Source organism: Lachnospiraceae bacterium JLR.KK002 (genome assembly GCA_036941025.1).
Lineage (GTDB): Bacteria > Bacillota > Clostridia > Lachnospirales > Lachnospiraceae > Petralouisia.
This window is the reverse complement of sequence record JAYMNP010000001.1, coordinates 3,369,851-3,383,254: the sequence shown is the minus strand read 5'-3', so window position 1 is coordinate 3,383,254 and position 13,404 is coordinate 3,369,851. Positions and strand designations below refer to the sequence as shown.

12 protein-coding genes are annotated in these 13,404 nt (G+C 44.5%); all 12 read left to right on the top strand.

The window, feature by feature from the left end:
• The first annotated feature begins 41 nt into the window (after positions 1–41).
• The 12 genes from rpsF to VSQ32_16445 all read left to right on the top strand — a co-directional run bounded on the left by rpsF (position 42) and on the right by VSQ32_16445 (position 13,378).
• On the top strand, positions 42–332 hold the full coding sequence (gene rpsF / locus VSQ32_16500; protein MEH2944411.1) for a 30S ribosomal protein S6: 291 nt from the start codon (positions 42–44) through the stop codon (positions 330–332).
• A 17-nt stretch (positions 333–349) separates the two neighbouring features.
• Positions 350–793, top strand: coding sequence for a single-stranded DNA-binding protein (ssb, locus tag VSQ32_16495; protein ID MEH2944410.1), 444 nt, complete (start codon positions 350–352; stop codon positions 791–793).
• A 17-nt stretch (positions 794–810) separates the two neighbouring features.
• Positions 811–1,074 (top strand): 30S ribosomal protein S18, encoded by a 264-nt coding sequence (rpsR, locus tag VSQ32_16490; protein MEH2944409.1) that lies wholly within the window; start codon positions 811–813, stop codon positions 1,072–1,074.
• A gap of 383 nt (positions 1,075–1,457) precedes the next feature.
• On the top strand, positions 1,458–1,811 hold the full coding sequence (locus VSQ32_16485; protein MEH2944408.1) for a 6-carboxytetrahydropterin synthase: 354 nt from the start codon (positions 1,458–1,460) through the stop codon (positions 1,809–1,811).
• A gap of 37 nt (positions 1,812–1,848) precedes the next feature.
• Positions 1,849–4,101, top strand: a complete 2,253-nt coding sequence (locus VSQ32_16480) for a Firmicu-CTERM sorting domain-containing protein (protein ID MEH2944407.1) — start codon at positions 1,849–1,851, stop codon at positions 4,099–4,101.
• 18 nt (positions 4,102–4,119) lie between these two features.
• Entirely contained in the window at positions 4,120–6,582 is a 2,463-nt protein-coding gene (locus VSQ32_16475; GenBank protein MEH2944406.1) for a 6-pyruvoyl-tetrahydropterin synthase-related protein, read from the top strand.
• On the top strand, positions 6,583–7,182 hold the full coding sequence (xrtG, locus tag VSQ32_16470) for an exosortase family protein XrtG (GenBank protein ID MEH2944405.1): 600 nt from the start codon (positions 6,583–6,585) through the stop codon (positions 7,180–7,182).
• Entirely contained in the window at positions 7,166–8,530 is a 1,365-nt protein-coding gene (locus VSQ32_16465) for a TIGR03111 family XrtG-associated glycosyltransferase (protein MEH2944404.1), read from the top strand. Before xrtG ends, VSQ32_16465 begins: the two co-directional genes overlap by 17 nt.
• A gap of 13 nt (positions 8,531–8,543) precedes the next feature.
• The gene (locus VSQ32_16460; protein ID MEH2944403.1) at positions 8,544–9,602 is read left to right on the top strand and encodes a hypothetical protein; all 1,059 of its coding nucleotides are present in this window, start codon (positions 8,544–8,546) and stop codon (positions 9,600–9,602) included.
• Complete coding sequence (locus VSQ32_16455) at positions 9,599–10,081, top strand: 6-carboxytetrahydropterin synthase (protein MEH2944402.1); 483 nt, start codon at positions 9,599–9,601, stop codon at positions 10,079–10,081. The genes VSQ32_16460 and VSQ32_16455 overlap by 4 nt, the downstream gene beginning before the upstream one ends.
• 31 nt (positions 10,082–10,112) lie before the next feature.
• A complete protein-coding gene (locus tag VSQ32_16450; protein ID MEH2944401.1) occupies positions 10,113–12,263 on the top strand; it encodes a family 2 glycosyl transferase in 2,151 nt (716 codons plus the stop codon).
• Between the two features lie 206 nt (positions 12,264–12,469).
• Complete coding sequence (locus VSQ32_16445; protein ID MEH2944400.1) at positions 12,470–13,378, top strand: Abi family protein; 909 nt, start codon at positions 12,470–12,472, stop codon at positions 13,376–13,378.
• Positions 13,379–13,404 lie beyond the last annotated feature (26 nt).

Sequence of the window (13,404 nt, the reverse complement as noted above, 5' to 3'; positions counted from 1 at the left end):
CGCAGACTGAGGGCCGGAGACCAGAAGGAGGTACGATGAGCATGAACAAATATGAATTAGCGCTTGTTGTTAATGCAAAAATCGAAGATGAAGAAAGAGCCGCAGTGGTAGAGAAAGCAAAAGAATACATTACCAGATTCGGCGGTACGATAACCAACGTGGATGAATGGGGTAAGAAAAGACTGGCTTACGAGATTCAGAAAATGAGAGAAGGTTTCTACTACTTTATTCAGTTCGATGCAAACGCAGATTGTCCGGCAGAAATCGAAAAACGTGTGCGTATTCTGGACAATGTACTGCGTTTCTTATGCGTTAGACAGGATGAAGCGTAATACAAAGAGGAGATCAGATGAATAAAGTAATACTGATGGGCAGACTGACCAGAGATCCGGAAGTCCGTTACTCACAGGGTGAGCAGGCAACGGCAGTTGCAAGATATACACTGGCTGTAGACAGAAGATTTAAGCGTGACAGTGACCAGCAGACCGCAGATTTTATCAATTGTGTTGCCTTTGGCAGAAGCGGTGAATTTGCAGAAAAATATTTCCATAAGGGAACCAAGATTGCCATAACCGGAAGGATTCAGACCGGAAGCTACACCAATCAGGACGGACAGAGAGTGTATACCACGGATGTTGTGGTGGAGGAGCAGGAATTTGCAGAGAGCAAGGCTGCAAGTGAAGGACAGGCAGGCGGATACCAGCCGGTCGGAAGACCCGCCCCCAGCGCGGCAGTCGGAGATGGTTTTATGAATATTCCCGACGGGATAGACGAAGAGCTGCCATTTAATTAGAACAGGAGGTAATGAAAATGGCTTATAATAAAACAGACAGAGGCGATGCTCCCATGAAGCGGAGAGGCGGAATGCGCAGAAGAAAGAAGGTTTGCGTATTTTGCGGAAAAGACAACGTGATTGATTATAAAGATACCAACAAGTTAAAGAGATATATTTCTGAAAGAGGAAAGATTCTTCCCAGAAGAATCACCGGCAACTGTGCAAAGCACCAGAGAGCTCTTACCGTTGCCATCAAGAGAGCAAGACATATCTCCTTAATGCCTTATGTTACAGATTAAGTTCTGAAAACAGATTTTGTCTGACAGGAATTGCGGAAATGACCAGCCATCTTCGGATGGCTGGTTTTTTTGTCTTATGGGAAATACCGTGTTACTGCGATGTGTTAAGGTGTATGAATTTCCTATAAGATAGGAACAATTATGCGCAGCTCGCGGAGATGAAGTTTATTGCCAGGCAATCCGCTCGCGCGCGGAGAATGCGCTATACGCATTCTTTTTTACAAAACCTGGAAAATGTCTGACGAATATCGTAAAAATGGGAAAGATTTGAGTTATATTGGGATTGAAAAAAATAATATAGGTGATATAATATATGCATAATTAATGTACCCTGGGGGTACATGGCAGCAGGCAGAACTACGAGTATGGGCAGGTAGAATCGGATGAAATACCATCGTTTAAAGTATCGTTTATGTATGCAGCACAGTTTTGACGGGAAGATAGAGCACAAGCACCAGCATCTGATTGAGATTGAAATTGTGGCAAGGCAGATGGAAGAAGATTTTCTGGAATTTGCCAGCATGAATTCCATTCTGGAAGAGGTTTTTGGGCCTTATCAGTATAAATATTTAAACGAGTTTCCGGAATTTGAAGGGGATACCAGCATTGAGCATTTGGGCGAGGTGTTTTATGTAAAAGTAAAGCACGCATTGGAAGAGCAGCATTGGAAATTTGCCCGTTTTGAAATCAGCGAAACGCCTCTGCGCATTTATGCGATAGTCGAAGAAACATTTTAACACTGAGTCAATGGAACAATTGCAAGGGAGGATTTTTATGAAAGCCAGAAAGATTTTCAGAGGTACTGTGGCAGGCCTGATGTCTTTATCGCTTCTGTTATCGGGGATGCCTGTTTCGGCAGCGGAAGTCAGCGGTACGGCATCTCAGCAGACAGAAGGACAGACAGGCGGTACCGGAACGGACGGCAAAGCCGGGACAGAGAATAATAATCCCGGAACAGACAGCACAGGCTCCGGTACGGAGAATACAGGAACCGGAACAGAGAATGGTGATACCGGGGCAGCAGACAGCAAGGTAAACGAACAGACTCCTCCGGCAGATAATACGGATTCCGGCGGAACCACAGGGGACCAGGGAACGGAACAGACCCCTCCGGCAGATAATACGGATTCTGGCGGAATCACAGGGAACCAGGGAACAGAACAGACCCCTCCGGCAGATAATACGAATTCCACAGGAACAGAAAATACCGCACCGGAAGGCGGCGCATCCGGTCAGAATCCGGATGCAGGCCAGACCGGAGAAGGAGAAGATCAGACCGGGGAAAGCCAGGATAAGAATCAGAGCGAGGATGTAAAAGATAAGGATGATAAAACAGTGCTTCCGGAGGAAAATAACGAAGCACAGGAAGATCTGGAAGCAGTTGCGGCACAGAGCCTGACCACCGTAGGCGGCAGGATTGATATTGACGGAGAACTGTCCGACTGGGCAGGGGTGACGTCACGTTCCTCCGGCGCTTCCAATGTGGATTCCTGGAAAGTTGCATATTCTCCTGATGGAAACACAATGTATTTCAGTTATACCGGAACTGCTTCAACGGAATGGGATTATGGATTTGCCAGCAGCGGCAATGCTTTCCGGTTTGAGTATCCGGACGGTTCCGCAGGTGCAAACAGCGCTCTTTCTGTAAATGCAGGGAAGGACGGAGCTACGGTAAAGAATGCAAACTGGGGCGATGTGGCAGCAGATGTTGCGGTAAAAAACAGTGCCCATGGAAATAATCCCGGACCTTACGTGGTGGAATTTGCAGTGCCTCTCAGCTATTTTCAGAGTCCGGAATTTACCCTTACTTTTGGCGGAACTTCCGTAGCTTCCGGTGATATTGAACAGGTGGACGGAGAATCCGTGGTTGTGGATGTTCCGGCTGTTTATGCGGGGATTACCATTGACGGTGATTATTCCGACTGGGCAGCAGTGGCTAAAACAGAGGCTTCCTGCCCCAATGACGCTCATAAAGAATGTCTGTCTCAGGTTGCAGCAGTTTATGACGGAGACTGGTTCTATATTTACATCAAAGACGGAAAGAGCAGCAATGCTTCCGGCGCAGGTACCCATTCCAATGGTAAATTTGCCATTACCTCAGATTTGGGTTATGAGACGGATATTCAGCTTACTACCGCACCGGCAGTGAACGGTGTGAATGGCGCTCAGGTATCTTATGTAGGAGATGAATGGGAACTGGCTATTCCGAAAGACCAGCTTCCGAAATATGAAGAAAGCCTTTCCTTTGGCCTGTATCTGGGCGAACCGTTTATAAGCGGAATTATGAATTTGCAGGAAGACAGCGGAAATAACCTGGAGAATCTTTTTAACGGAATCAATTATGACGGTAACTATGAGGACTGGGAAGATTACGGACACAGTACCATTGAGTATGCTACTGCAGGATCTCAGGAAGATCAGATTGATGCGAAAGGCGCCCTGTATTCAAGTGATGGTAAATTATACGGCCATGTGGTGACAACCATGCCTCAGCATCTGGACGAAGCCGGCGGAGAGTTTACAGCGGCTGTCACCATAGCTTTTAACCAGAACCGCAGTGATTTGCAGAATGGAACCTATGACCAGAATATGGCATTTTATCCCATGTGTGTGGCGGTAGACGGAGCCGGAAATATCAACTGGAATCCTCAGTTACTGGGACTTCCGGAAGGTACATATGAATTCCATATTGCTTCCAGAGATGCATGGCATACTTCAACGAATATCAGCAACCTGAACGATATGGATTTGATGTATGGCAAAATGATTATGACAGTGGGAAAAGACGGAAAGGATGAAATGGAGTTTTATCTGGATTTACCCATGGTTGCCAAAAAGCTGGGTGTGGATGAGACAGATTTAAAGGAGATTTCAGCACAGTTTGGAAGAATCGGACAGCAGTGGATTTTTACGGCAGGTACTTCTACCGGGCCGATTGCAGGTGTAATCCTCTGTATCTCTACGGTGGGAATCGTACTCTGGTATAAAAAGAGAAAAAAAAATGAATTGCAGCCGATAGCTGCATAAATATAGGAGGAATGGGCATTGAAAGACAGTAAAAAGTCATATTATCTGATTTTATTGATGCCCATTCTTTATGCATTACTGGCATATGGAATGGCAAATATTGTACAGAACAGCGGTATCTGTCCCAGCGGGATGGATACCCTTAGCCATCTTTATAAGGGAGATGTGTTATATCATGCCATCCGTGAAGGAAATTTCTGGCCCCTGTCTGACCCTTTCTGGTATAACGGTGTGGAATTTATGCGCTATCTTGCGCCTGTACCGGTATATCTTCTGGCGGCCTGTGAATTTTTTGGCGGCGGCAGCCCCATAGGGGGATATCTTATTTTTGTCATGTTCATCTGTTTTCTCGGAGCAGTTTCGTGGCTTTATGTGGGATTTAAGGTGAAACGACCTTATTTCGGAGCATTTTTGGGAGCCCTGTGGCTTTTTATGCCCAACAATCTGATTGGATTATTTTATGAGGGCAATCTGCCCCATTCTGTCTGTATCGCAGTTCTGCCCCTTTTACTGTATTGGGTTTATGATTATCTTCAGTGGAGGCATTGGTATACCCTGCCGAAGCTGTCACTGATGTTTGCTTTTATTTCTCTGTGTCATGTACAGTATGGAGGAATCCTCCTGGTATCATTTCTGATTTATTTTGTGATTGACGGGGTGATTCGTCATGACTGGCACAGAGGTGTTGAAATATTTGTTTCATTTGTACTGGGAGTTCTGCTTACCGGTGCATGGCTGATTCCTTCCCGAACAGGAAGCGCGGTTTCGGAGAGCAGCCTGGAAATTATGGAAGACTTTTTTCAGAGCATGTTCCTGTCCATTAATCCTGCGGCACGTTTTCAGAGAGGATGCGTGGACGCCTATTTCGGACTGGCAGTGTTGCTGCTGGCGGTGTTTGGAGGGTTTTTAAGCAAGAAGAAATCCATGCCCGGTTTCTGGACGGGTATTATTATATTAATCTGTACTTCTGAGACGCTTTATCTGCTTTTTGTAAGGGTTCCGGGCGGACAGGTTCTGCTGATGCTGCGGCTGGTGTCCATGGCATTGTGTATGGTTCTTTTCAGTTTTCTGATATGGGATACCCTGAAAAAAGGCTGGATTGTGCTTTTTGCCGGTCTGCTGATTCTGGATGCACTGCCTTCTCTGTCTCTGATTCTGGGCAGTCAGAACGGATTGCTTCCGGAAATAATTCTGTCTAATCAGTCGGATATGACACTGGTGGGAGAAGCAAAGGAAATGACAGAACAGCGTCTGGCTCTGGTGGATGAAAGCAGTCTGGGAGCCATGAGCGCTTATCTGGTGACGGGATATGGGGAGCCGGTGGCAGGTATGTACGGAGCAGCGGAAGAATCTGCGGCTACCCTTACCAATATAAAACAGATTGACCGTTCTCTGGAGGAAGGAAATTATCTCTATCTCTTTGACCGCTGCCTGGAAATGGGCAATGACACGGTAATTATTCAGCTTGATATTATTGGAGATACTTCAAAAGCCCCTCTGCAGAAAATGGACCGTGCGGCAGAACGGGTGGGCTATCGGATGGTGGCTCACAATGACAGCTACCGTCTGTATAAGCTGAATGCGGAAGGAAACTGGGGAACCGTCACAAAATACAGAGCGATTGGTATCGGCAGTGCGGCGCCTTCCATTGTCAGGCAGTTTCCGGTGATGGAAGAGTCGGAGCGGATAAACCTGAATGAATTTACTTTTGAGGAATTGAAGAATTATGAACTGATTTATCTGGCAGGTTTTACTTATAACGATAAGGCTTCCGCGGAAAAACTGATTACGGATTTGAGTGAAGCGGGTGTGCATATTGTCATTGCGGCAGACGGAATTCCCGATGACAGGGGCAGCCAGAATCAGAGCTTCCTGGGAGTTATCTGTAACGGCGTTTCCTTTTCCCAGGGATATCCGGATCTGGATACCATAGACGGTGTACTGGAGACAGATTTGTTTCCCAACGGTTACCGGGAGTGGAGTACCGTGTATCTGGACGGTCTGACAGACGTATGGGGAACGGTAAAGGATGCGGAATGGGAGCTTCCCTTTTACGGAACAGCAAAAAATGATAATATTGTAATGATTGGTCTGAACCTGACATATTATTATGGGCTCACGGAAGATGAAAGTGTTGGGAAACTGTTAAGCCGCGCCATGGATTTAAGTTCGGATGAGCTGCCGGAGCGGGAAATTGTACCTTATACCATTCAATATGAATCTGACCGTATGACGATAGTTTCGGACAGGGACGATGTGAACACCGGACTGGCGTACCATGACAGTTTTACAGCAAGCCAGGATATTTATTCGGAAAATCATCTGACGTATGTGAAATCAGGAACTACGGTGATTTCACTGGAATACCCGTATCTGAACCAGGGGATTGCTGTTACCATCCTGGCAGCCCTCTTTCTTCTGGTTTATACGGTACATAAATGCCGGCTGCAGACGGGCAGTCCGGAGAAGGAAGTGGAGTAAATGATAAAATACATTGTGGGTCTGATCGGCCTGGTTATCTGGCTGTTCATTTTACACATATTGAAGAAAAGCAAACTGAATTTCTGGCATTTTCTTTTTGGAAGCGCAGGGGCATTTATTCTGATGCTGGTATTTTTACAGCCGGTGCTGACCCAGCCTCTGGCCCGGATTGTGGCGTTGCTGGCCAGTCTTCCGGGTAAGATTGCAGGAATTTACAGTGCCCATTATAAATACGGTGTTATTTTCGTGGAATCTTCCGTGGGAGCCATTTCACTGAAAATAGATTTCGAGTGCTCCGGAATTATCGAGATTATCGCATACCTGTCCCTGCTGATGTTCTATCAGGTCTACACAGTCTATGAACGTGTTTATGTGGGAGTGCTGGGCGTAATTGCGATGGTACTGGCAAATGCGCTGCGTATCACCGTCATCTGTCTGATTATTTATTTCGGCGGAATTGACATGTACTATATTGCCCATACCTTTGTGGGCCGGTTTGTATTTTATGGATTGTCCGTTATGCTGTATTTTTACGTGTTTACCAAACCGCAGATTATCAAGCAGAAGGTGGGAAGTTTCAGTTATGACAGTGATAAATAATTTTTTAAATTCAATTTTATTCTGGGCGGCATGGATTATCATTCCGCTGGTGATGGAAATTATTCCCTCGCTGGGCAGCTTTCTGATTCTGATTAAGAAAACGCTGTTTCCCAAAAGCTATGAGGACCCGGTAATCTGGCCGGAAATCACGCTGATTATTCCGGTATATAATTCTCAGGATTCGCTGGAAGAGTGTATCAGCTCTATCAGCAACAGTGACTATCCCAATGACAAAATGCGGATTTTTCTGGTCAATAATCAGGGAAAAGACAATTCTTTTCAGGTATATACCAAATGTCAGGAGCTGTATCCGGATTTGCTGATGCAGTGGCTGAACGCCAGACAGGGGAAATCCCGTGCGCTGAATCTGGCCCTGTTTAATGCTGACGGGAAATACATTATTCATGTGGACAGCGACGGGCAGTTTGAACCCCATGCCATCAGCAACATGGTGCGCAAGTTCGAGTCCAGTCCGGATGTGGACTGTATGACCGGAGCCATTCTCACCATGCCGGAAATGATTGAGGAATATAAAGGGATTTTTTCCCGTCTGCTGCGGAAAATGGAATTTATGGAATATGCCCAGGCATTTCTGGCAGGCCGGAATTATGCTTCTGAGACAAATTCCATTTATACCCTGTCCGGCGCTTTTTCCGCATTCCGGAAATCAGCGGTGCTGAAATCTCAGCTTTACAATACGGATACTATCTGTGAGGATACCAATATTACTTTCCAGATGCGGTATCTGCAGCATATTAAGGTACATATCTGTGAAAATGCCATATTCTGTGTGGACCCCATTGAAGGGGTAAATAAGCTGTACACTCAGCGGCAGCGGTGGCAGAGAGGAAGTCTGGAGGTGTCCCATCAGTTTCTGGAGAAAGATTTGCGGGTACACAAGATGTTTACCAATGTAATGGTCCGTACGCTGATGTATGACCATACGTTTGCATTTCCGAGGCTGATCTGGTATCTGGCGCTGATTTGCCTGATGTGTATGAATTATTCGCCAAAAGTAATTCTGATTTCCACAGGGATTATTTTTCTGCTGTATATCATCAGCGGATATTTATATTATTTTTCCACGGTGGGATTTCTGAAAGAATTTGATGATTTGAAGAAATATTACCGAAAGCACTGGTATGTGGTGCCCCTGCTGCCCTTTTTCAATTTTATTGTCTTTTTCATCCGGTTTGCAGGGGTTATCAACAGTATCAATACGGACAGTGCCTGGAAGACGCGGACTCTGACGGACGAACGGAAAGATTTTGAGGAAGAATTAAAGTCGGAGGCGCAGCGGCCCATGAATTTATTACAGAAAATGCGAAAAGCGGTAAATTATGAGTAGGTGAGCGGGGCTTATGAAACATAAATTCAATTTTTTTATCCTGACGGTGATTGTGGTGTTTTTTGCCATGGCAGCGGATGGATTCATCATTTATCAGCTGAATAATTATGAGACCAGATTTCTGGACATTTACGGTGCGGAGCAGGATGGATATGTGAAAATTATTCTGGAGCAGATCAATCGTCTGGATGACGAGGGGACAGAGACAGATATTACAAACATTATCAGTTCTCTGGATTCTACAGCCAGCAGATACTGGACATTAAGCAGGGGAGATTCCATTCTGTTTGTAAAGAGCGTTACGGAGACGAACCGTTACAGAGGATTTAACGACGGTACTTATTATGCCACGGAGACTGCTTCTGAATTTATGAACAGTCTGGGGGTCAATCAGGTGGGACACCGGATTATCTATCTGGACAATGACCGTTTTATTGCGTCAGGCATGATTTTTGACTGGCAGGGAGAGCAGTACCGTATTTGCCTGCTGACCTATGACCGGGTGATTCTGGAGGATAATGTTCTGCTGGAATGCAGGAATGCTATTATCATTATTCTGTCCATTGTACTGGCCCTTCTGATTATACTGAGTATGATTATGTCGAAGAGAATTACCAGACAGAGTCTGTACATTGACCGGCAGGAAGAACGGGTGGTCTGGCAGAATCAGCAGATTGAACTGCTGGATGAACAGCTTAAACGGGAATATGCCTTCAGCGCCAGCAAACATGTGTTTAGAAACAGCGTGCTGGATGAATTTCTGGAAACTCTGGACAAAAAGGGCGTTTATCCACTGCATTTTGCAGTGTTTGAAACGGAGTCTGAGGAAGCCAGAGATGAATTTTTTGAGCATATGCAGATTGTGCTGGACAATAATGTGCTGCGCTTTTCCATGGGTGAGAATCAGGTGCTTTTGATTTTTGTCCGGTATGAAAAGAGCGTCAGCGACAGAATCATAGAGTCTCTGGAGAACTGGGATGTCCATGGTGTGGCAGAGCAGTACTGCGAAGATAATATGAACAGTTATAAATCACAGTTTGACACGTTCTGGAAGGCGGTGACTGGTGCATGAGGAAAGAAAGGTTATACCGGGAATATCGTTTAAAGTCATATCTGAATATGAATCATTATATTATCATCAATGGAAAACAGGGGCAGACTCATCCTCATACCTGGGAATTTGTGATTACCATTGTGGTGGCCGGTGATGAATTTGTGGAGTTCCGTACCTTTGAAAATCTCATTGAACAGTATCTGGAAAAATATCAGAATCAGATTCTGAATACTATTGAGCCTTTTGATATTATTGTACCCACCATTGAAAATGTAACAGATCATTTTAACGATGATCTTCAGGCTCTGCTGCGGGAGCATGGGGGCGAACTGGTTTCCCTGGAAGGCAGCGAAGCCCCTACCCGGAGTTATATTGTCAGCCATCGAAATGAGCCGGAGTTTATCGACCAGGTTGGAAAAATGCAGAACCAGCAGATTTCCGGCGTGGTGGAATATGTGGTAGACCGGATTATCGGTGAAAATGGAAAGAAATGGTAGAATATGCATAAGGGAAAGGACAGAAAGTAAAATGAACAGAGTCAGAATGTGGGGCGCCATACTGCTGAGTATCGTTATAATGACAGGTCTGTGCGCCGGATGTGCTTCCGGTAAATCAGAGGAACCTGCAGAATCGGAAACCATGCAGGAAGAAACTCAGAATACGAAACCTGAAGAAGAAAAACCGGAGATTCCGGCACTGCCTGTATACACGGAAGACGGTATCAGTTATCTGTTTCAGACAAGCGGCAAAAAGTTCCGGATTTACAGAGCGGACGGAAACTGGCAGGATATTTTTCTGACAGGCGTGAATGTGGGCGCCGGCAAGCCAGGAGCATTTCCGGGGGAATTTGCCATTACGAAGGATGATTATAAGAGATGGTTCCGGCAAATCAGTGAAATGCACGCAGACACCATTCGCGTGTATACCATACTTATGCCGGAATTTTATGAGGCGCTGGCGGAATATAATGCTGAAGCAGAGGAACCGTTGTATTTTATGCAGGGTGTGTATAACAATGAGGAAGACATCAGTAATATCTGCGACGCATACGGAGAAAATGAGAAGATTGCGCAGGACTGGATAGAAATGTGCGCAACCATTGTGGACGTGGTGCATGGAAATGCAGTGATTGACCCGGTACCGGGAAATGCCAGCGGTACTTATACGGCAGATGTGTCTCAGTATTTATGCGGATGGATTCTGGGGATTGAGTGGCAGCCGGATTTTGTTATTAACACAAATGAAAGTCATCCGGATAAAAATGTATTTGACGGGAAGTACCTCTATACAGAAGAAGCTACGCCTTTTGAAGTATTTCTGGCTTCCGGAATGGACGCCTGTATTGCTTATGAAACAGAAAATTATCACATGCAGCATCCCACAGCTTTTGCAAACTGGGTAACTACGGACCCCCTTTCCCATCCGGGTGAGCCAAATCCGGAGATGGAGGATGCGGTGCCGGTGGATGCAGAGCATATCAAGGCAAAACCGGAATTTAAAGCGGGACTGTTTACCTCTTACCATGTATATCCCTATTATCCGGAAATGATGCGGTATGCGCCGGAGCTTCTGACGGATGAGCCTCAGAATCCTTACAGGCATTATCTGAATGATTTGAATACATATCATACCATGCCGGTGATAATTTCCGAGTTTGGCGTGCCGGCTTCCCGCGGAATCACCCATCTGGCCCGTGAGGCAGGGTTTAATCAGGGAGGCCTGACGGAAGAGGAACAGGGCAATGCCATTGTGTCCATGCTGCGTGATATAACAGATACGGGATGCGCCGGCGCCTGTGTGTTTATCTGGCAGGACGAATGGTTTAAGAGAACCTGGAATACCATGGACTACACGGACGCGGAAGCAAGACCTTACTGGTGTGATATGCAGACCAGCGAACAGTTTTTCGGCCTTCTGTCCTTTGAACCAGGAGAGGTTCCTGTCTGCACCGTAGACGGAGAGGACGAGGAGTGGAGCGATGAGCAGCCTCTTTTGAAAAGCGGCGATACGGAGTTGTTTGTAAGAAGCGACGAGGCATACGTTTATCTGATGATTCGAGGCAACAACGATAATATCCGTATTACCATGGATACCATTGAGAATCAGGGAAATGGGGAATATGACGGAGCGGATTTTGCCCTTGATATCAAAGGGGAGGAAGAAAGCCGCCTTCAGGTGGACCCTTATTATGATGTGAATTACTGGCTGTATACTACCGGTTTATATGCCGCCAGCGAAGTGCTGGAAGTGCAGGAAGGATATGCGGCGCCGGATACCAACAGTTTCGTCCCCATAAATCTTATGCTGAACCGGCCGGTTCTCTTAAGCGACGGAACCCTGGTGGGCACCGAGCAGACAGAGACCGGGAAGCTGCGCCATGGAAATGGGGACCCGGAATCCCCGGATTATAATTCCCGTACAGATTTCTGTATCAAAGGGAACGTGACGGAAGTGCGGATTCCCTGGCTTTTGCTGAATATTTCAAAACCAAACAGTAAAATGCGCATAGCGAATCTTTATGCAAATGATGAAATTACCTATGAACATATTTCAGATATTAAATTTGCCATTGACGGGGTGAAGGAGTCTTATTCCTGGGAGGAATGGGTAATGCCCGCATATCGGGAAAGACTGAAACAGTCTTATTACATCCTGCAGGATTATCTGGCAAATCGGTAAAAGTGTATTTGAAAGGAGCTGTTGCAAAAGGCAGCCTGTATATATAATATGGATGAGAACTGTGTGATCTGAGTGCCATATTATATACAACGGCTATTTTGCGACAGCCCTTTTTATTATTATCAAAAATATTTAAGAACGAAAAAACTCTTTAATTGTTGAATAATGTAGTATATAATATTACGAAAAGCAAAAAGGGAGTTATTATGAAACTGTTAAAAACAAGTGATGAATTAATAGAACATATGAAAATGAAGGGGATTAAGTTTGAAATTATGAGTGAAGAGGAGGCCAAAGAGTTTCTTCAGAACAATAATTATTATATGAAGTTAGCTTCTTACAGGGAAAATTACGATAAAAGCATATCCGGTGAGAGAGTCGGTAAATACATAAATTTAGATTTTGCTTATTTACGGGAATTGTCTACTATAGATATGCATCTTCGATATTTAATCTTGCAGATGTGTTTGGATATTGAGCACGCAATGAAAACTGCAATGTTAAAAGATATTGAGAATAATGTACAGGAAGATGGTTATGATATTATAAGACGTTTTGTAACGAAATATGAAAGATGTTGCCAGAATATTCAAAAACATAAATCCAGCGAATATTGCAGAAATTTAATTGAAAAATATTATCCGTATTTTCCGGCATGGGTATTTGTGGAACTTATATCATTTGGAGATATGGTTAAATTATATGAATATTATAATGACAGATATCCAAAACGTTTACGGGATGGAGAATTGTTATATTCAGTTCGTGATTTAAGAAATGCGGCAGCTCATAGTAATTGTCTTATAAACAGATTACAGAAGGGAAATATCAAACCGTCAGTGAAAGTTATAAAATTCGTATCGCAGATTGATGGTATTGGTACTTCAATGAGAAAGACAAAACTAAGTAATAAATTTTTATGTGATTTTGTTACATTGCTCTATATTTATAAAGAATTTATTACTTCAGATGATGTAAAGCGTAACAGATTTACTGAAATAAAGGAATTTATTGATGGACGGGTAATCAGAAACAGGCAGTATTTTGAAAAGAATGAATGCATTAAGTCCGCTTATATATTTGTAAAAAAAATTGTTGACTATTTTATTGATTAGTGTTATCATAACTTTACGATTAAAAA